The sequence below is a fragment of the Spirochaetota bacterium genome (genome assembly GCA_040756435.1).
GTDB lineage: Bacteria > Spirochaetota > UBA4802 > UBA4802 > UB4802 > UBA4802.
This window is the reverse complement of sequence record JBFLZD010000010.1, coordinates 40,278-66,305: the sequence shown is the minus strand read 5'-3', so window position 1 is coordinate 66,305 and position 26,028 is coordinate 40,278. Positions and strand designations below refer to the sequence as shown.

Sequence of the window (26,028 nt, the reverse complement as noted above, 5' to 3'; positions counted from 1 at the left end):
TGCAAGTGTAGTTTTTCAAAACTCGAGTGAAATAAAGATTGATACCATTCTCGTAAGAATTCAAAATAACTTAAAACAATTTTTTCACTTGGTCCTCTGCAATACCTGCGCAAATCTTTCTATATTATTGCACAGCATTTTTTGTGCGATAGGCATTGCGGTCAAACTGCTCATAGATCTTCTTTGTTATAAAAAGATCCACAATATCTTTGTCTAATTTATTTTTTAAAGCTTCTTCTTGTATTATGCTGAGTGCTTGCTCTAACGTTATGGGTGGTTTGTATGGCCTATCGGTAGCGATGAGTGCATCAAATATATCAGCCAGTGCCATGATGCGTGCCTGCAGTGGAATTTCATCCCCCTTTAATCCATAGGGGTAGCCTGTGCCATCTAATTTTTCATGGTGTTTTGCCGCAATCTCGGGTATGCGTGCAAACTCAGGCGGCCATGGAATTTTACTTACAAAGTTATACGTATGCACCACATGGCTTTCTATTTCACGGCGTTCATCATCATTTAAGCTTCCTCGCCTGATAGTTAAATTCTTTATATAGTAATCATTAAATATTTCCATTTTTTGATTTTCTACATCACAACAATCAAGCGATTGCAGCATGGCATATAAATTTTTAACTTCTTTTTCAACATCCATTTCCTTTACCATTGGATTGTTGAGCTCTATCACTTTTTGCCGTGCTTCAAGTATCTTGTGTAAAATATCATCCCGTTCCTTTTCTATGGCATTAACCTTTTCAAGGTGTTTATTAAATTCATTGTCTTTTTTCATTTCATTAAATATTGTCATTGCGTACTTTAACTGCTGGTACCGGTACAGATATTCCAACTTCAGCAAAATATTCTCTAAATCTTTTGGATATAATTTGTGCGATTTCAAAAATATTGCAGTGTCAATATACACCTTCCCAAAGTCATGCAATAAAGCCGCATATTCCAGTTCTTTTAGTTCAGTGTCGGTAAATGTTATGGTGGCAAATGGTCCTGTTGTTTCTTCATTAATGGCCTGTGCCATCTTCATACAAACATCGGCAACCCTGAATGAGTGACCTGATGTGGCAACATCGCGTGATTCAATTGCAGTAACCGATGCCCTGACAAATTCTTCAAACTGCTGTTGAATCTGCCGTATCATGCGGTTGTTTTCTATAGCAATAGCAGCCTGAGATGCCACTGCTTCCATTAAACTTTCATATCTTTTCTGGAATGGGACTACCTTTGTGTTAAAATCTTCCTCACAGGTTAATGTAATTGAATATGCTTCATTCCCATTGTAATTATTTTCAATGTCTTCTTTACTGTTGATAAGCTGTATCACACCTATCGTTTTGTTAATGTGATTAATCATGGGTACAACAAGCATTGATTTTGAGCGATAGTTGTGTGCCTTATCAAACGATGAATTAAATGCAACCGGATCGTCAGGCCCAAGCTGGTACACATCGGGGATATTGAGTACCTGCTGGGTTACAGCAACATACCCTGCAATGGAATTTTTATCCATGGGGATGGTAAACTCTTCATACGGAAGGTCCTTTGAGAATGTATGCGAATGCTTAAACCGCAACACTTTGTTTCCGTTAACTTCTTCTACCAGGTATATGCTTCCTGCATCAGCACCGGTTATGGTTTTGCTTAAATGTAAAATTAATCGTAACAGCCTATCAGGATTTTTTTCAATTGATAGTGCCTTGCCAATATTGATGAGCGCATCGAAATCTCGTTGAGTATCTTCCAGCTGATGAATATGCTGGCGGCTTAAATTTTTAAATTCAAAATGTTGCTGAGCAATAAATTTTGCCTTACGCACAATAAATTCAAATTCATTTGCATTGATACCTTCATTATACAGGGCAAGTACATCATGCATCATGTTTAAATGAAAGGTATTGCCAACACATACATAGCCCACATAAAAATGGTTTGCCGGCGTATCAACACTGTCAACTATTGATTTTACTTCTTCATAGGCTTCTGATGTAACAATACACAATATAGCATGACAACTTTCGGGGGCAGCATGTAAGGAATGTAATATTCCCGGCAGTTCATCGTAGGGAGAGTATATATAGTGTATATCTGCATTAAGCTTTCCGGAAATGGAAACCCTTTCTTTTAAAGCATTATCTATTATAATGCAGCACATAATGAGTAATGATCCCAAACAAATGTCCTCTAAGATATTTATTATGGGCACCTCTAAAAAATGCTCTCTTCCAAAATAATTCATATAAAAGAAAGCAACTTTATTATATAGTGCCCACACGGGAACATCCTAAAAAAATAGTTTTAGAAGTTCCCTTTGTTTACATAACCTATAAAATAAATAAAAAGTCAATGTAAAAATATTTATATTTATATTTCTATCTCTTCAGATATGGTATGCAACTCTTCCTGGGGTTGTGTTGCAGGCTCTTGTGTCTTCTCATCATATTGCAGGAATGTATCAGCCTCATCTGATGTTACGGTTGCAGTCATAATCTCTTCAACCTGTTCTTTTGTTTCTTCCTTTTCCTCTTCAACAATTGTTACTTCTTTTTGCGATGCTTCCTTCTTTTCGTCTTCTTCGCCTTCTACTATTGCCATATGGTCACGCGATTTGAAATACTTGGCTTTTGCAGTAAGCTGGCTTGGTTTTTCAACTATAGTTTCACCAACGTTAAACTGCAAATTTGAGTCAGACAAAAGAATATTTGTTGTTTTCCCCATTCTTGATGCCACATACCCTAACATTTTGAAAAGTTCATCAATGCCAAAGTTAAGCTTAACAGGTTCATTGCTTTTCAGTGATACACCTTTTTCAACAAGCTTATTTTCAAGCAAGGCATAAATACGGGTAATTGGCTTGTCATACAGCTGTGACTCAAGTTGAATATAGGTAAACCATATACGGTGCGATAGTTCCTTAAAAATGAGCTGGGTGATGGCAGGCATCTGTTCCATAACTGCCACCAGCGATTCTTTCTTGATAGGAAGCAATACTGTTTTACCCCAACTTATGGCTGCAGCATTTCGCGGCTTGTCAGAAATCAGCGCCATTTCGCCAAACACATCGCCATCTTTCAATACCGACAGTATAATCTCACTTTCACTGGACAGTTTAACAATTTTTACTTTGCCCTCTTTAATAATATACATTTCATTTCCAGGTTCATCCTCACAGAAGATCATCTGCTGGTCAGAGTATACTTTGTACGGTGCCTGAATCACCGGAACTATCGCCCCCTTTACTTTGTCTTTAATGCTTTCAAGCATTGTAGTGACTACACCAGCAAAAAGGCCATGAGGATACAGCTCTAAATAGCGCTTACAACAGTAATATGCATAATTATTGCTGCCATTATTATAGAAATAGCGTATGTGATTGTACAGCGCTTCCTCAGGTGTTTCAAGCTCAACACCACGGTCCTTCAAGGCAATCATCATCTCATTATAGGCACGAAGTTCATTGGAAAAATAGTTTAACACCTTAATGGCTATCTGGGGTTTTTTTGATAAAAGATTTATGAATTCCTGTTTTGTGAAGGTAGTCACAACACTGTCCGCACGCGCAATTGCTGATTCCATGCGGGGTTTATTGCACAGCGAAGCTATAACGCCAAAGAATTCACCATCTTTGAGTATATTTTTATATATTGGAGCATTTTTATTATAGCGATCTAACTGCACCACACCTTTATCAACAATATACACGGTATCAGCGTCTTCATCACCTTCTATGTAGATGTACGCTCCCTTTTTAAAGAGGCTTTTCTTCATATCCTACATCCAGTAAACCTGCATAGTATTCTTCAATGTATTCTGTATTTCTTTACCAGCAATCAGACCAACCAGGGTCAGAGCAAATGGGATTGCACATCCCGGTCCTTTTGCAGTGATGATTGTACCATCAACCACAACCGGCTCATTAACTATTGTAGCACCGGTAAGTTCATGCTCAAAGCCGGGAAAGCATGTTGCTTTTTTGCCGTACAATATTTCACTGGCCCCAAGCACAATAGGTGCGGCACAAACGGCAGCCACAAATCCGCCTTTTGAATAAATATGTTTTATGAATTTAATCACATCATCATTGTGTTTTAGATTTTCACTGCCCGGCATTCCACCTGGCAACACTATACAATTATAATCGACAGGATTGCATTTATGCAATAGTGTATCAGGCTTCACTGCAATGCCATGGGAACCTATGACCAGGGTATCAGTCAGCGCTGCAGAGTGTACATCTAAATTTGCCCTTCGCAGCACATCAATGATGGTGATAGCTTCTATTTCTTCAAATCCGGGTGCTATTGGCACAATTATCTTCATGGATTTCCTCCAATAGGAAATATAATATACTCATCGTCATTCCGGACTTGTCCCGGAATCTTTACGCCACACTGTCATTCCGGACTTGTTCCGGAATCTTTACTCCCCACTGTCATTCCGGACTTGATCCGGAATCCCTTATTCTTACCATTGAGATCCTGAATCAAGTTCAGGATGACTATTACCTCCGTCATTCCGGACTTGTCCCGGAATCTTTACTCCCCACTGTCATTCCGGACTTGATCCGGAATCCCTTATTCTTACCATTGAGATCCTGAATCAGGTTCAGGATGACTGTTGCCTCCGTCATTACGGACTTGTCCCGGAATCTCTTATTCTTACCATTGAGATCCTGAATCAAGTTCAGGATGACTGCACTAAATCAATCCTGAAAAAAAAACTCAGAACAAGCTCAGTATTACCTATAAAATTAGTGCCCATTCAATACATTAATTTGCACTAATAATACAATTAATACTATTAATGTACCATATACCATCAATAAGTCAATTAAATGTACTATCGCCTATTTTGAAGCTTGCAGCCAATCTACCAGGATGGCATGTACCGAATGGGTTAGTTCGTGTAAATGATTTTTTTCTTCTGTGGTAAAATCGGACAGGACATAATCTGCAACCGGTGTATCATCGTGTGGTCTGCCAACACCAATTCGTATGCGGTAAAAGTTGGGGGTTCCCAGGTATTGCTGAATAGATCGAATACCGTTATGTCCTTTATGGCCCCCACCAAATTTTATTTTTACATGCCCAAATTGAAGTTCTATTTCATCGTGCAGCACAATGAGGTTTTCAGGGGTTTCTTTATAATATGATAGCACCTTATGTACTGCCATGCCGCTATTATTCATATAGGTTTGAGGAAGTACAAACAAACAATCGCATCCTTCAATAATGCCTGTACCGGTAATGGCATCATGCTCTTTTTTATTTATTGCAATAGAATAATTTTTTGCAATTTCCATACCAGCAATCATGCCAACATTATGGCGATTACCAGCGTATTTTTTCCCAGGATTTCCTAAACAAGCTATTATTTTCATTGTGAAGATATATATAAGCGGGCTTCTTCTATGGTATTTTTAATTTGTAAATGCTGATCAAGCTCTGTTAATTTAAATAACTTTATTATGTCCTCACTGCATCCGGTAATAACTATTTTTAAATTCTTTGGCTCTGCCTTTTTGTGGGTTGCAATAAGCAGGCTCAAACCAGCACTGCATATAAATGATAATTCACTGAAATCAATAATAATATTACTCTTTTTTTCTAGTGCACTATATATTTCTTTTTCAAGCTGTTTTATATGTTCAGTAACAAGAGAACCTTCAACCTTTAAGATAACAAGGCCATCTATACTTTTCCTGGTTATTTTCATTGCAAAATCAACCCCTATTGTTGTCTCTTAGTAAAAATATATAAAATATATAGGCATTTATCCTAATTTTTGGCAAATAATTGTCAAGCAAAAGATGTACTCTGTTCTATTAGAAGAATGTAAAATTTTAATGTTGTGCATGTATAAATATAAACCATTTATTATGAAAATCAAAGATTATTTTTTTACAAAGAATTTGAAAAATGCACTTTATTGCTATGATTGTAATTATGAATCATGATAATCTGCTCACCTCAATATACACCAAGGCATTATGACATCTTGTTTTAACTTTGCATATACATAATAAAATGTCAAATAAATAAGTTGACAATAACCCCACTCTATAACACTGTGTAGTTCTTGATTATTTGTATATATTAATTTACTCTATTAACAGGAAATTTTGACCATGCGCGCTGCACGAATAGTTGCTCCTCGGAAGTTTTCCGTTGATGAAGAGCCAATTCCTGATTGCCCTGATGCTCATGTCAGGGTTAAACTTTTAAAAGCTGCTATCTGTGGTTCAGATTTTCCTTACTTTGCAAATGATTTTCCAAAAGAATCCTATCCATTGCCACCCGGTTATCCAGGACATGAATGTTTAGGTGTTGTTGAAGCATCTAAAGTTAAAAACATTCAAGAAGGCACACTGGTAATGTATTACCCTCCCTTTCTTGATGGCTATAAAGAATATCATGTTACACCGCCATCACGTATTCAGCAAATACCCAATACATTGCCCTTAAATGAGCTTTTAATGACACAGCTTTTAGGTGCGGTTGCACATTGCGCTTTCAGGCTGGACAAACCGTATAACAAACATGTTGTAATAATGGGACAGGGACCAGTGGGATTATTATTTACTGGACTGATGAAAAACTTTGGCGCGCGCAGTGTAATAGCTGTTGACATTCTGGATTATCGTTTAAGTGTTTCAAAGCGCATGGGAGCCACTCACACCATTAATCCTGAAAAGGAAGATTTAATTGAATCAATTAAAACAATTACTGGTGGTTCATTGGCTGATATTGTTATTGACGCATATGGGCAAAATGTGGCAGTTATTAATACATGCTTTGAGATAGCAAAACATAATGGGCAGGTTGCTTTTTTTGGTATTTGCCTGGAAGAATCGCCACGGCTGCACTTTAATACATTTTTTAGAAAAGAACTTCGCATGATAGCTTCGGTGGGCCCTGATCTTTCCATGGACTATCCCTACGCGCTGGATATGATTGTTAAAGGAGCTATAGACGTTACTCCAATTTTGACACACGACCTTCCTTTTGAAGACATTCAAAAGGGTTTTGAAATGGCAACGAACAGAGCTGACAATGCAATAAAGATTGTATTAAGCTTTTAAACGGTATACTGTAAACAAAAGAGGTTTTATTATGCCACGAGCAAAAATATACGGATATGTAGCAGTTATTGTTTCAGCGCTGCTGGGAATTGCATTTGTATATTATGCATTCATACATTTTGACATGTATTCATCGTTACATTTTTCTTCCATTGATACTGGTGCATACTGGGCAGTGGTTACACCAATTGCTATTGTTACCCTTTTTATTTTAGCAACCGGTTTTTGGGTTGGATATACAATTTTAACGATAAAGGTGGCTCCTCCTATGCCAGAAATAGTTGAAAAGAAGGATAATTCAAAATTCAAGGCATTCTTGCTTTGTCTGGTAACCGCTGCACTTGCAGCGTGGTTTGTATACGGTTTATTGCATCATTACTATTTAGCTATTGCTATTCCAGCTGCATGCATAACACTGGTTATTCTGGGTATGGTTTTCTGGGTTGGCATTGCAATAATCACAACACGTTCTACTCTGAAGAAAGATAAATAGCCACGTATGCGTGCACTATTTTTGTGTTACCGTGGAAACCCGTTCTGTGGTGGACAGGGCATTTATTTATACAATCTCACCAGAGAACTATCACAATTAGGTGTTGAGATTGATGTTATTGTTGGTCCCCCATACCCTGACCCTATGGATGAATGGGCTACCGTTTATAAGCTTGAAAATCTTAATATGTGGGCAATAAAAACAAAACATTTCCCCTATGAAAAGCTTATCAAACTTTATAAGCCATGGCATTTTACGGATTATGTATTAACACGCTTTCATATTTTTCCAGAAATGGAAACATTCAGCATGAAGGCGTTTTTTCTGCTGCGAAAGCTTTTGAAAGAAAAACAGTATGATATTATCCATGATGTGCAGTGCTTAGGCTGGGGGCTGTTGCCCATGAAAGGGTATGGTATACCCATAGTTACTACCGTACATCACCCGCTCACTAAAGATCGTGAAGCTGATTTCCTTGTTGATAACACCATGTGGGAGATGGTGTGCACCATACTGTTTTACCCATTAACTATGCAGCGGATAGTAATTAACCGTCTTGACAGGGTTATTACCTCTTCAAAAGAAGGCATCAATGCATTGCATGAAGCATTTAAATTGCCACCTGAAAAAGTTTCAGTGGTATATAATGGCATGGATGTTGAAGTTTTCCGCAATACCGGTGAAAAGCGTAAAGATAACACCATCCTTTTTGTGGGCAATACTGAAGACCATAAAAAGGGCTTGCGCTACCTTTTTGATGCCATGACAATGCTTCCTGAAGATGTAAAGCTTATTATTGTTGATGACGGGCCACCAAAAAGGCTCACCGCATGGGGATGGATACAGGAACGTCATCTTGAAAACAGGGTAACATTTACCGGCAAGGTTGATTTAGGTACACTGGTACATCTTTACAGTACCTGCACAATGTTAGTCATGGCATCACTTTATGAAGGGTTTGGGCTTCCAGCAGCCGAGGCTATGGCATGCAATACACCGGTAGTTGTAACCAGCGCCGGATCATTGCCCGAGGTTGTGGGCGACTGTGGCATAATTGTACCACCAAAAGACCCTGTTGCATTAAAAGATGGCATATTGAAACTATTACACAATCAAGCACTGCGTGAAGAATTAGGCAAAAAGGGAAGGAAGCGTGTTGAGGAAAATTTTGCATGGCCTGTTGCAGCTAAAAATACACTGGCAGTGTACCATGATGTAATTGAGCAGTACAGGAGCAAGCTATGAAGATATGTCTACTAAGCTATAGAGGAAATCCATATTGTGGCGGGCAGGGAATTTATTTAATGTATGTGGCACGCGAACTGGCAAAATTGGGTCATGAGGTACATGCCATTGTGGGACCACCCTATCCTTTCCCCATAGAAGGTGTTACCTATCACTATATTGATAACCATAATTATTTTAATGTGAAGGATTTTGTAAAACCTGACAGACCATTTGCCACATTAGAGCCTTTAAATTTCTATGAATTTATGGCATCAAAGTTTGGCATCTTTCCTGAAATTGAATCCTTTTCTATACGGGCATACTGTAAGTTGCGTGAGCTTTTAAAAACTCATTCATTTGATATCATCCATGATAACCAATGCTTGGGATATGGATTTTTGCTCATTAAGCAATTTGGCATACCATTTGTATCAACCATTCATCATCCGTTAACTATTGACCGCTCCACATGGTTTGAATATCCATCAAGCTTTTTTTTAAAAACCAAGCGTATTCTGTACTATCCGCTTGTGATGCAGAAATATGTGGCCAATAAAATGGATCTTATTATTACTGTATCACATGATTCGGCCAAAGAAATTTATAATGCATTTGGCGTGCCAATTGAAAAGCAGCGTGTAGTGTACAATGGGATGGATAGCTCCATCTTTTATCCCATAAAAACGCATAAGCGGCCTAACAGCTTAATTTTTGTAGGCAATGTAGAAGACCGTAAAAAAGGTGTCATCTACATGCTGAAAGCCCTGACCCTTACCAGGCATAAAGCTCATTTAACCATTGTAGATGGTGGTGCTCCCAACCGCAATTATGTACCCAAATGGATTGATAAGTTCAACCTCAATGACCGCATCACATTCACCGGAAAAATTCCACTGGATAAACTTGTACAGTTATATGCTCAAACTCAGATAGCGCTGTGTCCTTCATTGTATGAAGGATTTGGCTTCCCGGCAGCTGAAGCCATGGCTTGCGAGCTTCCCGTTATTGCAGCTACCGGCGGCGCTCTGCCTGAGGTTGTAGGAGAGCACATGAAAACAGGAATACTGGTACCACCCCGCGACCCATACGCACTGGCCCAGGCCATAGACTATCTTATTGAAAATCCATTGATGCGTGAGCGCATAGGTAAAGCAGCTAGAGAGCGCGTTTTAAAAACCTTCACCTGGGAAAATGCAGCCAAACAGATGGTTACCGTATACCAGGAGGCAATTGATGCTCACCGTTGACTTTGATCTTTTGGCTGTGCAGGATGGTGACGCTGCACTTGATGCTGGTTGTGGTTTGGGGCGGCATTCATTTGAATTTGTGGCACGCGGAGCAAACGTCTTTTCCATGGATATGGATATGGATTGTGTTCGCCGCACCCGGTTTACGTTAGTCCACATGCGCGACAGTGGCCAGTCAAAGCCGGGGGCCCGTTTTCAGGTACTTGTGGGCGATGCCCTTAACCTCCCTTTTAGGGATAACACCTTTGACCGCATCATATGTTCCGAGGTTATGGAACATGTTCCTGATGACAACAAAGCCTGTAGTGAACTTTCCCGCGTATTAAAACCTGGGGGGCTTATTGCCATAACTGTCCCCACCTATATTTCCGAGCTTATATATGACACAATGACGTATGAATACTTCACCTCGCCTGGTGGGCACATTCGCAAATATGTCCCTCGAGCACTGGCACATATCATGGAACAAAACGGTCTTAAAATTTATGCCATTGACTTTCGCCATTCATTCCATACTATCTACTGGCTTATCCGCTGCGTGGTGGGCCTTCATTTAGAAAACCAGTTTTTCACCAGACACTATCGCAACTTTTTGACGCGTGTACTGTTCTCGCCGTTTATGCAAAAGGTTGAACGTTTCTTTGACAACTTTTTCCCAAAAAGTATCATACTGTATGCACAAAAACCATTACAATAATTATGGGCGATAGTTCATTGTAAAAAATCCATACTTTAAAAGGAAAGGTATATATGGCTCTGACCCCAACACCCGTACGAACTTTACAGCATTATTTCGAAGAAGCCATCTTTGTGGGACAGGCACACCGCCTTGGCGTGTTCAAAGAGCTTCATAGCAAGCCCGATACTGCAGATGGACTTGCTTTGCGAATGCAATTTGATAAACGAGCAACCTGGATACTGCTGGAAGCACTTGTTGAATTAGGCTACCTTATAAAAAACAATAATACATACATCCCAACAGAATATTGTGTGAGTCATCTTGTTGATGAGAATAGCGATGAATACGAGGGCAACTTTTTACAATTTTTATTGTATTTAATAAACCCGTGGAAAACCCTACCGCATGTTTTGCGCACCGGCAGTCCCGATGAAACAAGTTTTAAAGAATTATCAATGTATGATTTTATCAAAGGTATGGATTCGCCATGGAAAAAGAAATTGGCACCCGAGATAGTAGATCTGTGTATTGTTCAATGCTCTGACCCCACAATGTGTATTGATATTGGTGGTGCACCAGGTACCATAGCTAAAGAATTTGCAAAACGAGGGATACAAACAATTGTGTTTGACCTTCCTCAATCGCTAGCAGTAACGCAGGATGAATTACAAATCATCCCGAATATAGAAATAGTAACAGGAGATGCAACAGTGGCATTACCCAAATGTAATGTGGATATTGCTTTCCTTGGCAATCTGTGCCATGGGCAATCGCCTGAAGACAATCAAAAAATCATTACTATGTGCCATGATATACTTAACGACAATGGTATTATTGCCATTTTTGACAATTTGCGGAATGAAAGCTATTTGGGTGCTACCCTTGCCCTGCACATGCTAACACAGAGCAAAAAAGGGAATATCTATTCACGAGAAGAATATTTTGATTGGCTTGCTAATGCTGGCTTCAAAACACCCCGCGTCTATCAGCTTTCAGACAGGGCATGGCAACTGGTAATTGCAAAAAAATAAAGAGGGGTCCATAAGCCGGATTCTGTTTTGACAGCCATCAATCTTGCATGCATGTTGCCATGCATGTCCACGCGGCCTACCCGCAACCTCAAGCGGGCCACTTTAGTAGCGGTTGCCTATTTGGCCTTGCACCGGATGGGGTTTGCATTGCCACCTGCATTACTGCAGATGCGGTGAGCTCTTACCTCGCCTTTTCACCCTTACCCTATATGGGGCGGTATGTTTTCTGTTGCACTTTCCATCACCTTGCGGCGCCCGGGTGTTACCCGGCATCCTGCCCTGCGGTGTCCGGACTTTCCTCACAACACTGTCCAAACACATTGCAGTGTGTTTATACAGCGTGCGTATGCCATCTGTACCCCTCTTACTATAGTACTACGTTATAGATACTTAATGAATTTGTACCATATTTTCGCGTATCTTTTTTTATTAACCTTCCAATCCTCTCAGGCATAATGTTTGTATGATAATGCTGCACAAGGATAACCGAATATTCATGTATACTACTACTATCAGAAATAGCCTGCAATATTTTGCTATACATTGCAGGGATACCAGCTATTTTTTCAAACGGAGGATCACAAAACACAACATCAAACACAACACCTCGTTCACTACATAGCAAGAGACATCTGGTTGCATCAATGTTGTAATGCAGTGACCTTCCGGATAATTCCCACATGTGAACAATATCCTTAACAAACTGATAGCGGTTTCTATCGCAATCATTAAACACAACCAGTGAAGCACCCCTGCTTAATGCTTCCAAACCAATCTGGCCGGTACCGGAATACAAATCCAGAAAATTTTTGCCCGTTAAATCTTCACCCAGTATTGAAAATAACGCCTTTTTTAAACGCTGGCTGGTGGCTTCGGCTCCTTTTAACTTTTTTTCAAAGGGGATAATGCGCCCCTTAAAACTACCACCAATAACTCGCATGGTGTGCTGTAATGCCATAAACTAATTCTTAGCCTCTTTTATGGCTTCATTAAGTTCCTTTACAAACTGCTGCACATCAAGTCCATAATTAGTTGCCACAATCCGTATAGTATCCTCATCCGCCCCCTTGCATCCAATACAATCCAGGTTATATTTTTTAAAAACTTTAGCTACCTGAACATGATGGGATATTACGTCTTTAAGTTTCATGTCTTCAGTAATCTTCATAACGGTTGCTCCCCTTCAAAATAGGATTACACTAATGTCATTCCGAACTTGATTCGGAATCTACACTTATCATGTCATTCCGAACTTGATTCGGAATCTCTCTTTCATTTAGATCCTGAATCACGTTCAGGATGACCTTTTGTTAACTGTCATTCCCGACCCAATCCGCAATCTACACTCATCATGTCATTTCGAACTTGATTCGGAATCTACACTCATCATGTTATTCCGTACTTAATCCGGAATCTACACTCATCATGTCATTCCGGACCTGATCCGGAATCTCTCATTCATTTAGACCTTGAATCAAGTTCACGATGACTTTTTGTTAACTGTCATTCCCGACCCAATCCGCAATCTACACTCATCATGTCATTCCGGACCTGATTCGGAATCTCTTGTTCATTTAGACCTTGAATCACGTTCAAGATGACTTTTTGTTAACTGTCATTCTGGACCCAATCCGCAATCTACACTCATCATGTTATTCCGTACTTAATCCGGAATCTACACTCATCATGTCATTCCGTACTTGATTCGGAATCTCTCCTTCATTTAGATCCTGAATCACGTTCAGGATGACCTTTCATTATTATGGAATGCATACTCGTTAATATGCGTATTCCTATTAGCTATAGAAACCCAATAGTGCTTACATCAATAATGGTTTACTCCAGAATAAATATATATACTTTTACCTAAACCTACAATATAAAATTTTACTACTGGCTACTTTAGCATCAATTTTGGCACCAGAGCATTCCTTTAAACACCAAATTGAGTATTGTAAACGCCATGTGTTACACAACTTTCACAGTTCTTTCCACCTTAATTGGGTAATTAAGCAAGTCAAAATTGTAGCTACTTTGCATAATATTTATTTAAAATGTTTGCAAACGTACATAATGAATAATTGTGCCACATCTCCAATAAATATTGAAATATTTTTTAGAAAATTGTTGCAATTTTTACAAGTCACAAAAATTATTGTCTATCATTTTTCAGGGCACTATCTGTAATTATTGTAAAATAGTTCAAGATTAAAAAACGTATAGCAGTACCACCAACGAAGACGTGGGTGTATACTATACTAATTTTTATTCATAATCGTATTTATTGATACAGCAGTGTGTTAATAAAAAATTGACAAATTAGCATTTTTTAGCTATTATATAGGCAACTATCGGTTACAAATACGTACTATTTAATATTGCTGAATGCTATCATATAATCATTAATACAGGAACAGGAGATAACAATGGCTAAATGTGAAGTATGCGGGAAGGCTGTTTTATTTGGGCACAATGTAAGCCATTCCAATAAAAAGACTCAAAAAGTGTGGCATCCTAATGTTCAGAAAATTCGTGTCGTTGAAGGCAACAAAGTAGTACGCAAGAATGTATGCACACGGTGCATCCGTTCAGGCGCTGTGCGTAAAGCTATATAACAACTACGATAAAAGCCCAATTATTACCATAATACCAGCAACAAAGATTAAAAAGCCCATAATTCCTGCAACAATAACCGGTGCAGCTAAGTAACCTATTGCCTTGATAGCTTCCAGTGAATACCGCTGCGAAACACACCGCATGACAATAATGATTGACCACAGTATCAGTGCAAGTGAACCTAAACTATAAAAAAACACCGGTGCAAAATATAACGAATGGAATATCAGAACAATCGGCACAATAAATATCCGTGGCACCTGTGCAAGTGCCAGCGCATTAATTATAAATCCACCTGATGCCTGATAACCAGCAATCTGTAATGTTATGGTAAGCAAGCCCGCATATAGTACAATACAAACAATGTTAATGAGGAAAAGCGCCACAAAGCCATACGTCAGCTTATAATAAAAAAAGGCGGACTGCACGGTTAAAAGCGACTGCGCCACTACATCCATAAAAACCACAATTGCTACAACTATTGCACTTATGGCAAAATGTTTTCTTTCCTCTACTGCAATAATCTGCGATAGCTTTTCAGGATCAACTATGGCATTGTAAAAATAATCAATGAACTGTACTATATTCATGGCAGGTAGCTGTACTCTACTAAAGAATAATTTGAGTTTATATATTGTTCAAGCTTTGGTTTTACCAATGAAGACATGGTAGCAAGTATCCTTTCAAAAGGGCTTGCGGTATCTTCATACACTGCACTATCTTCAGGCAATTTTGCAAGCTGTCGTGCCTTGTTTACTGCATCTTCAAAGGTTCCCACTTCATCAACCAGCTTAAATTCTAAAGCCTGGCTGCCGGTAAACACTCTGCCATCAGCATACGGCATGATATCGCTTACTGCCATGTTTCGGCCAACTGCAACATCGTGCACAAACTTCTGGTAGCTTGTATCAATGATCTGCTGTATAAGCTGTAACTCTTCCTGGGAAAGCTCTCTGTATGAGGCAAGTATATCTTTATATTTGCCACTTTTGATGACATTCATACGTATGCCCAATTTTTCAAAAAGCCCACGGAGATTAGGAGCTATGGCAATAACACCAATGGAGCCGGTAATAGTGCCGTAATTGGCAACTATAGCATTGCACGCTGAAGCAATATAATAACCACCTGATGCTGCTAAATCACCCATTGATGCAACAATCGGTATATTTTTTTTCTTGAGCGATAGTATCTTGTTATAAATCTCCTGTGTTGCAGCAACAGTCCCACCCGGTGAGTTAATCCGCACAACTATCGCTTTTATGCGACTGTCCTGTGCCAATTCATCTAAACGCTTAATTACATAATCAGCATTTGCCTGTGAAAGCATATCGCCTGTGGATTCAATACGACCATACACACGCACCACGCCAACCCCGGGACCTTCTGCAAGCGTGATACGCGCTCCTAACGTTGCCTGCCGTTGCATGGTAATGCTGATTTGAATGATAGCAAGCACTACCGCAAAGACAAGAATAACCAGTATTGCAATGAGTATTCGCCTGTTTTTATCCATAGCACGTTTCCTTTTATTTCCGTTATAGTACTATAATCAGCCTATTTTATGCAACATTTTTTTCACCAGATGATTGGGTCCATTTTTTTAAGCGATAGTTACTGCTGAAGCTCCTATGCTCTGACCCCCTTCTACACCCATCCTGCTATAGAGGGGCCGTCTCAAAAGAAACGGTATGGCATGTAATGGCATGAGCGCAATGTCATTGCGAACGAAGTGAAGCAATCTCAATGCCCCTCAAAAGCAAGATTGCTTCGTCACTTCGTTCCTCGCAATGACAGCAAGGCAAAAGTCATTGCAAAGAGGTGTCTTTTGGGACACCCCCATCTCGTCATAGTACATAAATCTTTTTACCCTTTCGGCAAATGTTTTCCCCAACTCTTTAAAATAGTCATGGTAATCTATGGGCACTCCTACATCAGCATCTTCCTGTAAATATGCTTTTATGCTGCTGTAAGTGTATGTGGTGGGGTCAGAGCCTCCCCATCTCTGTGGTCTCTGTGTGATACAAACTGATGCATCACGCAGAGTATGCTGAGTTATTGGAGAGATAGTGGGATTTGGGTGGCAGAGCTTTATAAGTAGATCCTGAATCAATCCTGAAATAAATTCAAGACAAGGTTTAGGATGACATGTTGCCTATACGTCATTCCGGTCATCTCTTTTTGTCATTCTGAGCAATCCTTTATGTCATTTCGAGCGCAGTGAGAAATCTTTGACTCCCACTTTAAGATTTCTCAGTCACTTCGTTCCTTCGAAATGACAGAGTAATACGTCATTCCGGGCTTGACCCGGAATCTTTATCATCACCAATAAGATCCTGAATCAAGTTCAGGATGACATGCTGTTATTGACTACAAAACCCCGAAGGGGTGATACTATTGTAAGGGTCAGAGCCAACACCCTCCCCATCTCTGTGGTCTCTGTGTGATACAAACTGATGCATCACGCAGAGTATGCTGAGTTATTGGAGAGATAGTGGGATTTTGGAGTCAGAGCTTTATAGGTAGATCCTGAATCAATCCTGAAATAAATTCAAGTCAAGGTTTAGGATGACTTGTTGCCAATACGTCATTCCGGTCATCTCTTTTTGTCATTCTGAGCAATCCTTTATGTCATTTCGAGCGCAGTGAGAAATCTATGCCTCCCACTTTAAGATTTCTCAGTCACTTCGTTCCTTCGAAATGACAGAGTAATACGTCATTCCGGGCTTGACCCGGAATCTTTATCCTCACCAATAAGATCCTGAATCACGTTAAGGATGATATGCTGTTATTGACTACAAAACCCCGAAGGGGTGATACTATTGTAAGGGGTCAGAGCCAACACTCTCCCCATCTCTGCGGTCTCTGCGTGAGACAAACTGATGCATCACGCAGAGTGCGCTGAGTCATTAGAGAGATAGTGGGATTTGGGGCAGATCCTTAATGGATAGAATGATACGTAAGATCCTTAGTGGGGTCAGAGCATATTATTTTTATAACATCATCACACTAACCCCGAAGGGGTGATATTATTGTAAGGGGTCAGAGCAGCAAAAGGGTTTAATCATTTTAGTGCAGATTATATTTCACGGATCTAAAAAAATCTTGACTTTTTAGATGCAAATGCTACTTTGTTAACTAAACGGTTAGTTAACTACAGGATAAGCATGATACCAACAAAAGACAAAATACTGAATGCGGCAATTGATGAATTTTCCCGGTATGGACTGGATGGCGCGCGCATTGACCGCATAGCTAAAAGAGCCAGAGTAAACAAGGCAATGATTTATTATCATTTCTCTGGTAAAGAAGCACTGTATGCACACATATTACAGGAACTTGCACAAACTATTGTTACTACCATAACTGCTAATATAGCAAAAGCACAGGAAACTGGTAACCTGCTTATCATTATTGAAGCGTATGCAAACCATATAAGCAACTTAGACAAGCGTTATTTTATTATTATTATGCGTGAGCTTTCAAGTGGTGGAAAATTTATAAAAAATATTATAGCTCCAACCATTATTGAGCCTGTAACTCAACTTATTGGCAATATATTTGAGGCAGGGAAAGGTAAAAGTATCAATCCCAAGCTTCATCCACAATATACCATGATTTCAGTTGCTGGTGCTGTTATCTTTTATAATCTTATGCGACAGATTCTACAGGGCACCTCTCTGCATACTCTTTATTTTAGTGACAATCATGTAAACGAATATATTGCCAATCTTTTGCAATTGATGTCACACGGTATCATCAAGGAGGATATATGAAAGCAAAATGTATTATACAGGTACTATCGCCCATATTGTTTTTGCTTTTATTTTCATACACACATGCACAGCAGCCACTTTCACTCAATGATGCAATTGACATAGCGTTAAAAAACAGCCCGGAATATATCATGGCACAACACCGGTTAAAACAGGCTGACGAAAAAATAGCGCAAGCATGGGGAATGTTGTATCCAGCATTAGAATCTGAAGCAAGCGCCCTGCGACAGTATGCTGAAAATGGCTTTATGAGCCTCTCTGACGGTCAGTATGATTTAAAATTTGTGCAGGTGCGCTTTGGTATAAATCCTGGCAATTTTTATAATTCACTATCGCAAAGCTACAACAATTACAAACTTGCAAAGGAAGAAGTTAAAAAAGTAAAATCAAACATTGAATACAATGTCATCAAAAGCTATTTTGATGTAATTACTGCTAACGAAATAATCAGACTGAGAGAAAACTCTATTGCCGTATTACAGGCTAATGTAGCCGATGTCAACCGGATGTTTAACACTGGCACAATCCCTAAATTTGAACTCCTCCAAGCCCAGGTGCAGTTGCAAAGTCAGGAACCTTTGCTCATTGAGGCGCGTAATAACTTTTCAACTGCACTTGACCTTTTTAACTATTACCTGGGTGCTAAAAGCGGCACATATACCGTTATCTTTGAAGGGTTTGATAGTTCTATAAAACAGCCAAACTCATACGATATTGTTAATACGCTGGTTGAAAAGGCTCTTATTCACAGGCCAGAAGTACTACAGCTTACTCTTAGCAAAGATATTATTGGCGATAGTGTTGATGCTGCACAATCAGTGTACCTGTGGCCAACATTCAGTGTAACAGGCTACTATGGCAAAAGCTACCTTTTGCCGGATGCACCGCAGATACAGTTACCTTTTGGGCAAAGTATGGATTTGTCGGCCATTACTGGAACAAGAGAATGGCAGACTACCTGGCAGGTGCGTGTTGCTGCAACCTACCGCTGGGGGGCTCTTGCTCCTGTTGATTCCGTTCAGGGAGTGGAACGTGAACAAAAAGAAAAGTTGAAAGAAATTGACCAGCAGCTTCAACAACTTAAACAGGCAATTGCCATTGCTGTGCGTGCTGATTATGGCAGGCTTATGACTGCCTATCAGAGTATGCTATCGCAACGTAAAAACATTGAAACTGCTACAGAAGGGTTGCGCGTGGCAAAAGAAAGCTATAGAGCGGGTGTTATAAAAAACGCCGATCTGCTTAATGCCGAACTTCAGCTTACTTCAGCGCGCATGGGATATATTAAAGCAATAAATGATTTTTGGTGTGCTGTTGCGCAGCTAAAAAAGGACACTGGTTTTGATTGTACTGATCTTATCTTTGCGGAGGTGCACAATGAAAAATAAGCGTATAATTCCTGTTATTGTTGTACTTATTGTTGTAGTTGGTGTAACACTGTATTTTGAGCTTGTGCGCTATATGGGCACAAACGGCAAGCATATTGAAGGCTCCGGTGTCATTGAAGTCACTGAGATTGAGGTTGCATCTAAAATTGCTGGTAGGATTGTTTCCCTGCCCTTTGACGAAGGTGAAGAAGTAAAGCAGGGTGATTTAATTGTAAAATTAGCCTATGACGAACTGTCGGCACAGAAACTGTCTGCACTTGCAAACCTGAACAACGCTGAAAAAAATCTGAAACGAGCACGTGAACTTTTTACTACCGGCTCCATATCGCAGCGTGAGTTTGACAACGCAGTGGCAGCATACAACGTTGCAAAGGGCAATTACGATTATGTTATGGCAACCATTGAGCAAGCAGTGTTATATGCTCCAATCAGCGGTGTGGTGCTTTCACGAAACTTAGAAGTGGGTGAGCTTGCCTTTCCCGGCACATCAATCATGACGCTTGCTGACCTTACCAAAGCATGGATTAAAATCTTCGTTAACGAAAAGCATATTGGACTGGTTAAACACGGACAAAAGGCTCATGTTTTTGTCGATAGTTACCCGGATAAAACTTTTACCGGCAAGGTTGTTGCAATTGCCCAAAAGGCTGAATTTACCCCAAAAACTATTCAAACAAAAGAGGAACGCGTGAAGTTAGTCTTTGCAGTGAAGATTGCCATAGACAACTCCGGAAAAGAATTAAAGCCGGGGATGCCCGCAGATGCAGTAATACTGACAGGTGAACAATGATAGATGTAAGGAATGTCACAAAATCTTTTGGTGGTATAAAAGCAGTAAACAATATAAACCTTACCCTGCGCAAGGGCGAGATCATTGGCATTGTTGGTCCTGATGGTGCAGGTAAAAGCACCTTGCTCAGGTTGGTTGCCGGGATATTACAGCCTGATAGTGGCAACCTGTATTTTGACGGCAGGCCCTATGACGATGATATCTACTATGTTAAAGAACACATTGGCTACATGCCGCAGCGCTTTGGGCTATACGAAGATTTAACAGTGCTTGAAAACATCACATTTTTTGGGAAGATCTTTGGTATGCGCCAGAAAGAAATTCAAAAAATGTTGCCGGTACTGTGGCGCTTCAGCAACTTAGAACCGTTTAAGGACAGGCTTGCTGGTAAACTTTCTGGTGGCATGAAACAGAAGTTAGGGCTTGCGTGCTGCCTTGTGCACCGGCCGCTTGTGCTTCTGCTTGATGAACCCACTAACGGCGTTGACCCTGTTTCACGTCGAGAATTCTGGCGCATCTTGTACGACCTGTGTGTGGAAGGTGTTACCATTATGGTGAGCACTGCATACTTAGATGAAGCTGAACGCTGCAATAGGGTTGCACTGATGTACAATGGATCTTTTTTTACTGTGGACACACCTGCCACTGTTAAGTCAATGATTGGTAAACCTCTGATTGAAATTCAAAGTAAAAATCCTGTTGGAACCGAAAAGATGTTACGGCAACACCCGCACTATTGCCATGCAGTGCGCAGTGGTAATGCGGTGCGCGTGTTTGTGGACAATGTTCACAGGGCAAAAAAGGAAATCAGCTTGTTGTGTGTTAAACACCGTATTAGTGTTATTTCTATACGTGAAGTTATTCCTTCACTTGAAGATACATTTGTGGAAGCAATAGCAAAGGCACAATAATATGAAAATAATTATACGAATTATGGCGATAGCTCAAAAGGAATGGATCCACATCTACAGGGATATCCGCAGTCTTATCCTTGCACTCATTACGCCTGCGTTTTTAGTGCTCATATTTGGTTACGCGCTGAATATGGATGTGAAAAACGTTGCATTTATTATCTATGATCAGGATAAAACACCTACATCACGACAATTTTCCGAAATCTTCATGCACAGTGAATACCTTACCTGCAAAGGCTATGTAACAAAATACAATGATATCGATTCAGCAATTGACAGCGGTAAAGCAGTTGCAGCGCTGATCATCCCGTACAATTTTACTGAAAACGTAAAAAGCGGGCAATCGGTGCACCTGCAGCTTATAGTAGATGCATCAGATTCCATGTCGGCTACTATCGCTTCAGCATATTTTAATGCTATTGTATCACAGTATAATATTGCATGGATGCAGGAACACCTGAACCGTGCAGGCTTTGGCTCAATACAGATACCGGTAAATATTGAAAGCCGTGTATGGTATAACGAAGAATTGCAGAGTAAAAATTTTGTAGTGCCAGGCATCATCGTTATAGTGCTTGCTATAATCAGCGCACTCATCACCTCTCTTGCAATAAGCCGTGAATGGGAACGTGGTACCATGGAAAGCCTTATTACAACGCCTGTGCGCTCATGGGAAGTGATTGCTGGCAAACTCATTCCCTATATTTTCATAGGCATGTTTGATGTGGTCATTACCTACGTTGTTGGCTACTTTGTATTTAATATTCCTGTCAGGGGAAGTTTTACCGAACTTTTACTTGTTTCAATATTATTCTTAATTGGCACCTGCACCTTTGGACTGGTTATCTCTTCGGCTACGCGCATACAGGTGCTTTCAATTCAGGTGGCAATGATAGCAACGTATCTGCCAACCATTCTTTTATCAGGTTTTATATTTCCCATTAAAAATATGCCAATTATCCTCCAGGCTATAACGTACATCATTCCGGCACGCTATATGATTGCACTCATAAAAGGTATTGCGCTAAAAGGATTAGCCGCATCACTGCTTACAACTCAGATCATTTTTATGACAGTGTTTGCATGTATTATGATTATCATTGGCATTAAAAAAATTAATTTACGGTATGCAGGATAGTTACCATGAAACTATCGCTAAACAATATCAGGATAATGATAAAAAAAGAATTTGCTCTTGTCATGCGCGACCCTAAACTGAGGGCAATTATGATTGTGCCACCTATTCTTATGTCACTGGTGTTTGGCTATGCGGTTAATACTGATGTCACTAATGTCTCGTTTGCAGTTTTTGACAGAGACCGCACATCATTGAGCAGGCAGTTTCTTCAGCAGTTTGTTGCTTCCCCCTACTTTCAAATGTATGCATATGTAGATTCGCCAGAGCAATCATTGCGTTTGATTGAAAAAGGTGACATTGATTTTTATTTAGAGATCCCCAATAATTTTGGCAAGAATTTAAAGATTGGCAAACCTGTTTCATTGCAGGTGATATTAGATGGCACTGATTCTAGCAGGGCTTCTGTGATTCAATCATACATTAATGCATTAACACTTTCGTATGTGCAGGAACGCTTTATCAGCACCATTACCATAAAAGTGATGCAACGGCTAAAATCTGGCATTTCATCAGGTACCATTGAACTTATTCCACGGTACTGGTTTAATCAGGATTTAAAAAGCATTAATTTTTATCTTCCCGGAGTGATTGCGATGCTTATCTCCCTTATTACCATCATGCTGACGGCAATGTCCATTGTTAAAGAACGGGAAGCTGGCACCATGGAACAGATTAAGGTATCACCACTGAAGCCCAATGAATACATCATTGGCAAATTAGTACCCTTTGCCATTATTGCGTTTGTTGACATTTTCATCATAACCGCCATTGCCATTTTCTGGTTTGGCATTCCTTTCAGGGGTAGTTTCATCTTTCTTTTGCTATGTGGTGCAATTTACATTATTTCTACATTAGCCATTGGACTTTTCATATCAACCGTGTCATCAACACAGCAACAGGCCATGCTGTCATCATTTATGTTCTTTGTGCCGGCAATATTGCTTTCGGGCGTTATATTCCCCATATACTCCATGCCACTCATCTTTCAGCTTATAACGTATGTAAACCCCATGCGCTATTTTGTTGAGATTGTCCGCAGTGTATTTTTAAAAGGCACAGGGTTTACCTATCTGTGGCAAAACATGCTCATCCTTTTAATTATGGGAATAGGAATACTCAGGATAAGCGTTTGGCAATTTGGCAAAAGGACATAGTAATATGGAAACAGTAATAGTTGAAAACATCACAAAGCGTTTTGGGGATTTTACTGCTGTTGATAGGGTAAGCTTTTCTGTAGCTAAGGGTGAAATTTTTGGACTGCTTGGACCCAATGGTGCTGGTAAAAGCACCACCATAAAAATGCTATGTGGATTATTGCAACCTGATGAAGGAACAGGAAGCGTAGGAGGACTTGATATCGTCAGTCAGCAGTGGGACATAAAAAAAATTATTGGCTATATGTCGCAAAAATTTTCCCTGTATGAGGATCTTACTATTGAGGAAAATTTAGAATTTTATGGCACAGTATATGGTCTTAGCACAAATGTTTTAAAGCAACGTATGAACTTCATTTATGAACTGGTAAATATCAAAGACCACAGGTACAGCCTGGTGAAAAACCTGCCCCTTGGCATTAAGCAACGCCTTGCATTAGGCTCGGCTCTGATTCATGATCCGCAGATTTTATTTCTAGATGAACCAACCTCAGGTGTTGACCCTTTAATGCGACGAATCTTCTGGGATGAGATTTACACACTGGCAAAAGAAGGTAAAACAGTTTTTGTAACAACCCATTATATGGACGAAGCAGAGCACTGTAACCGCATTGCACTTATTATTGCAGGAAGAATTATTGCCCTTGATACACCTCAGGGCTTGAAAGAAAAACTACCCTACACTATTGTAAAAATTGTGACCGATAGTTACCTTGAAGCATACAATGTGCTGAGTAAAGAAAATTTTGTTATTGAAGTAGCTCTCTTTGGGACTGACCTTCATGTTGTTCTTGAAAAACAATGTAAACAATTTACTGTCATAAAAAAACTGTTACAATCACACAACATTCATACTGTTACCATTGAACCAATACTCCCAACATTAGAAGACGTTTTTGTGATGAGTGCTAAAGGTTAAGTTTGTTTCACCGCTTTACGTATATACTCTACAATATCACTGGCCTGCATCATGGTGTTGCCAGTTTCGCAGTAGTAGACATCAGCAGCTTTGCCGTGTATGTAAACGCCCAGTGCTGCTGCAATCGCAGGCTCATATCCTTTTGCAAGCAATGACCCCATAATACCCGAAAGCACATCACCCGAACCTCCTGTTGCAAGCGCAGGATTACCCGTTGTGTTTATATAGGTAGCGCTACCATTAGTTACTATGGATGCTGGGCCTTTCAACACTACAATACATTGTATCTTATGTGCCAGGCCTTCTGCTGAAAGCAAACGGTTTTTCTTTAAATCACTGACAGCAGTACCAGTGAGCCGTTCTGCTTCTTTAAAATGTGGCGTAATAATACAGTGTAAAGGAAGCTTTGCTTCAGGAAGCTGTGCTAAACAATACAACCCATCACCATCAATAATTATGGGTAACTTTATTGTGTGCGCAATTTTCAAGCAAGCTGCAACTGTTGCTGCTGAACTTGCATTTCTTCCCAGGCCGGGACCAATAATACACACAGTGGGACGTGAAAGCTGTACTATATTTTCAAGTTGTGCCAGCATTTCTTTATATATGCTCGTAAACTCAACAGTATTATACATATCTTTTACAAAAGGTTCATTGGCTGTAGCGTTCAAAGCGCGCGTGATGGCCTCGGGAATTTTACCAGCAATAATTGCACGCGACTGCTGAGTTGTTACGAGTGTTACTAACCCTATGCCTGCTGCAAAAGCGGCCTTTGCACATAGCAGGATTGCACCTTCCATACCGTCAAATCCGCCTATGCACAAAAGATGGCCATTTGCGCCTTTATGAGCATCATAGTGAGTAGCGGGGCGATAGTTACTGGTGAAAAACTCTTCATCAATAAGCTGCCGACAAATGTCCCCTGATGTACACAGCGCAGAAGGAAATCCAATATCAGCAACGATGACATTGCCTGCATAGTACTTGCCAGGATAGGTAACTAAATTAATCTTGGGAAGTCCCATGGTTATGGTAGTATGCGCCTGTACAATTGGCTCGGATTCAACTGCACCATCTGCAGGAAGCCCGCTTGGCATATCTATGGCAATGACCATTTTTCCGCTTTTATTAATGTAACTAATCACCTGCTCTAATAAACCTTTTGGCTTGCCTGAAAATCCCGTACCGGTCAGCGCATCAATGATACAATCATAGGTTTCCCAATGTATTGTTGGCAGCGATTCAGAGGAAATTGCAAAACACCGTACTTTGGCATGCTGGCATACATCATAGTATATTTTTGATGAAGGTGTAAGCTTGTCGGTGTTACCCAGTATAAATACATCAACAGGCAAGTGCTGTGATAGCAGATATGCAGCAACAAAGCCATCACCTCCGTTATTGCCCACTCCGCAGAAAACTGCAACACTGTTAGCTTTAACAGTATGCAATACATAATCAGCAACTGACTTGCCTGCCAGCGCCATCAGCACTTCACCGGGGATTCCATACTGCTGTATGGTGATACGGTCAATTTCCTGCATTTGCTGCGCTGTGACTACCTTCATG

Annotated in this window: 25 protein-coding genes and 1 other RNA gene; 14 read left to right on the top strand and 12 right to left on the bottom strand. The window is 40.0% G+C overall.

Features of this window, described 5'->3' with window-relative positions:
- Positions 1-124 precede the first annotated feature (124 nt).
- From AB1444_04730 to AB1444_04710, 5 genes are all read right to left on the bottom strand, one after another.
- Positions 125-2,179 (bottom strand): HD domain-containing phosphohydrolase, encoded by a 2,055-nt coding sequence (locus tag AB1444_04730; GenBank protein ID MEW6525958.1) that lies wholly within the window; start codon positions 2,177-2,179, stop codon positions 125-127.
- Positions 2,180-2,370: 191 nt separating this feature from the next.
- Positions 2,371-3,774: a cyclic nucleotide-binding domain-containing protein gene (locus AB1444_04725; protein MEW6525957.1), complete on the bottom strand. Its 1,404-nt coding sequence runs from the start codon at positions 3,772-3,774 to the stop codon at positions 2,371-2,373.
- Positions 3,775-3,777: 3 nt separating this feature from the next.
- Positions 3,778-4,326 (bottom strand): DJ-1 family glyoxalase III, encoded by a 549-nt coding sequence (locus AB1444_04720; protein ID MEW6525956.1) that lies wholly within the window; start codon positions 4,324-4,326, stop codon positions 3,778-3,780.
- A gap of 526 nt (positions 4,327-4,852) precedes the next feature.
- On the bottom strand, positions 4,853-5,386 hold the full coding sequence (gene pth / locus AB1444_04715) for an aminoacyl-tRNA hydrolase (GenBank protein ID MEW6525955.1): 534 nt from the start codon (positions 5,384-5,386) through the stop codon (positions 4,853-4,855).
- Entirely contained in the window at positions 5,383-5,721 is a 339-nt protein-coding gene (locus tag AB1444_04710) for an STAS domain-containing protein (protein ID MEW6525954.1), read from the bottom strand. The genes pth and AB1444_04710 overlap by 4 nt, the downstream gene beginning before the upstream one ends.
- Positions 5,722-6,133: 412 nt before the next feature.
- Between AB1444_04710 and AB1444_04705 the strand changes: the two genes are divergently transcribed.
- From AB1444_04705 to AB1444_04680, 6 genes are read left to right on the top strand one after another with little or no spacing between them, the layout of a single operon-like run.
- Positions 6,134-7,087 (top strand): zinc-binding dehydrogenase, encoded by a 954-nt coding sequence (locus AB1444_04705; GenBank protein ID MEW6525953.1) that lies wholly within the window; start codon positions 6,134-6,136, stop codon positions 7,085-7,087.
- A 31-nt stretch (positions 7,088-7,118) separates the two neighbouring features.
- Complete coding sequence (locus AB1444_04700) at positions 7,119-7,580, top strand: hypothetical protein (GenBank protein MEW6525952.1); 462 nt, start codon at positions 7,119-7,121, stop codon at positions 7,578-7,580.
- 6 nt (positions 7,581-7,586) lie between these two features.
- Positions 7,587-8,825, top strand: a complete 1,239-nt coding sequence (locus AB1444_04695) for a glycosyltransferase family 4 protein (protein MEW6525951.1) — start codon at positions 7,587-7,589, stop codon at positions 8,823-8,825.
- Positions 8,822-10,054, top strand: a complete 1,233-nt coding sequence (locus AB1444_04690; protein ID MEW6525950.1) for a glycosyltransferase family 4 protein — start codon at positions 8,822-8,824, stop codon at positions 10,052-10,054. Before AB1444_04695 ends, AB1444_04690 begins: the two co-directional genes overlap by 4 nt.
- Positions 10,041-10,751 (top strand): class I SAM-dependent methyltransferase, encoded by a 711-nt coding sequence (locus tag AB1444_04685; GenBank protein ID MEW6525949.1) that lies wholly within the window; start codon positions 10,041-10,043, stop codon positions 10,749-10,751. Before AB1444_04690 ends, AB1444_04685 begins: the two co-directional genes overlap by 14 nt.
- A 53-nt stretch (positions 10,752-10,804) precedes the next feature.
- A complete protein-coding gene (locus AB1444_04680; protein MEW6525948.1) occupies positions 10,805-11,764 on the top strand; it encodes a class I SAM-dependent methyltransferase in 960 nt (319 codons plus the stop codon).
- Here AB1444_04680 and rnpB read toward each other — a convergent pair.
- From rnpB to AB1444_04665, 3 genes are all read right to left on the bottom strand, one after another.
- Positions 11,761-12,129: RNase P RNA component class A (gene rnpB, locus AB1444_04675), an RNA gene on the bottom strand. The genes AB1444_04680 and rnpB overlap by 4 nt on opposite strands.
- Positions 12,130-12,131: 2 nt before the next feature.
- Positions 12,132-12,722, bottom strand: coding sequence for an RsmD family RNA methyltransferase (locus AB1444_04670; GenBank protein MEW6525947.1), 591 nt, complete (start codon positions 12,720-12,722; stop codon positions 12,132-12,134).
- A gap of 3 nt (positions 12,723-12,725) precedes the next feature.
- Positions 12,726-12,932, bottom strand: coding sequence for a DUF1858 domain-containing protein (locus AB1444_04665; protein MEW6525946.1), 207 nt, complete (start codon positions 12,930-12,932; stop codon positions 12,726-12,728).
- A gap of 1,258 nt (positions 12,933-14,190) precedes the next feature.
- Here AB1444_04665 and rpmB point away from each other — a divergent pair.
- Positions 14,191-14,379, top strand: coding sequence for a 50S ribosomal protein L28 (rpmB, locus tag AB1444_04660; protein MEW6525945.1), 189 nt, complete (start codon positions 14,191-14,193; stop codon positions 14,377-14,379).
- A 3-nt stretch (positions 14,380-14,382) separates the two neighbouring features.
- On the opposite strand, the gene AB1444_04655 is transcribed toward rpmB, so the two are convergent.
- From AB1444_04655 to AB1444_04645, 3 genes are all read right to left on the bottom strand, one after another.
- Entirely contained in the window at positions 14,383-14,970 is a 588-nt protein-coding gene (locus tag AB1444_04655) for a hypothetical protein (GenBank protein ID MEW6525944.1), read from the bottom strand.
- On the bottom strand, positions 14,967-15,896 hold the full coding sequence (gene sppA, locus AB1444_04650; GenBank protein ID MEW6525943.1) for a signal peptide peptidase SppA: 930 nt from the start codon (positions 15,894-15,896) through the stop codon (positions 14,967-14,969). Before sppA ends, AB1444_04655 begins: the two co-directional genes overlap by 4 nt.
- Before the next feature lie 237 nt (positions 15,897-16,133).
- On the bottom strand, positions 16,134-16,493 hold the full coding sequence (locus AB1444_04645; protein MEW6525942.1) for a hypothetical protein: 360 nt from the start codon (positions 16,491-16,493) through the stop codon (positions 16,134-16,136).
- A gap of 1,054 nt (positions 16,494-17,547) precedes the next feature.
- Between AB1444_04645 and AB1444_04640 the strand changes: the two genes are divergently transcribed.
- Genes AB1444_04640 through AB1444_04610 form a run of 7 tightly spaced genes read left to right on the top strand, consistent with a single transcriptional unit; the run spans position 17,548 to position 24,459 of the window.
- Positions 17,548-18,156 (top strand): TetR/AcrR family transcriptional regulator, encoded by a 609-nt coding sequence (locus tag AB1444_04640; GenBank protein MEW6525941.1) that lies wholly within the window; start codon positions 17,548-17,550, stop codon positions 18,154-18,156.
- Positions 18,153-19,544 carry a TolC family protein gene (locus AB1444_04635; protein ID MEW6525940.1) on the top strand — a complete coding sequence of 464 codons (1,392 nt, stop codon included), beginning with the start codon at positions 18,153-18,155 and terminating at the stop codon, positions 19,542-19,544. The genes AB1444_04640 and AB1444_04635 overlap by 4 nt, the downstream gene beginning before the upstream one ends.
- Complete coding sequence (locus AB1444_04630; GenBank protein ID MEW6525939.1) at positions 19,534-20,334, top strand: efflux RND transporter periplasmic adaptor subunit; 801 nt, start codon at positions 19,534-19,536, stop codon at positions 20,332-20,334. Before AB1444_04635 ends, AB1444_04630 begins: the two co-directional genes overlap by 11 nt.
- The gene (locus AB1444_04625) at positions 20,331-21,245 is read left to right on the top strand and encodes an ABC transporter ATP-binding protein (GenBank protein MEW6525938.1); all 915 of its coding nucleotides are present in this window, start codon (positions 20,331-20,333) and stop codon (positions 21,243-21,245) included. The genes AB1444_04630 and AB1444_04625 overlap by 4 nt, the downstream gene beginning before the upstream one ends.
- A gap of 1 nt (position 21,246) precedes the next feature.
- Positions 21,247-22,386: an ABC transporter permease gene (locus tag AB1444_04620; GenBank protein ID MEW6525937.1), complete on the top strand. Its 1,140-nt coding sequence runs from the start codon at positions 21,247-21,249 to the stop codon at positions 22,384-22,386.
- 5 nt (positions 22,387-22,391) lie between these two features.
- Positions 22,392-23,540: an ABC transporter permease gene (locus AB1444_04615; protein ID MEW6525936.1), complete on the top strand. Its 1,149-nt coding sequence runs from the start codon at positions 22,392-22,394 to the stop codon at positions 23,538-23,540.
- 4 nt (positions 23,541-23,544) lie between these two features.
- Entirely contained in the window at positions 23,545-24,459 is a 915-nt protein-coding gene (locus AB1444_04610; GenBank protein ID MEW6525935.1) for an ABC transporter ATP-binding protein, read from the top strand.
- On the opposite strand, the gene AB1444_04605 is transcribed toward AB1444_04610, so the two are convergent.
- Positions 24,456-26,027 (bottom strand): NAD(P)H-hydrate dehydratase, encoded by a 1,572-nt coding sequence (locus AB1444_04605; GenBank protein ID MEW6525934.1) that lies wholly within the window; start codon positions 26,025-26,027, stop codon positions 24,456-24,458. The two genes, AB1444_04610 and AB1444_04605, sit on opposite strands and share 4 nt — an antisense overlap.
- Between the last annotated feature and the right edge of the window lies 1 nt (position 26,028).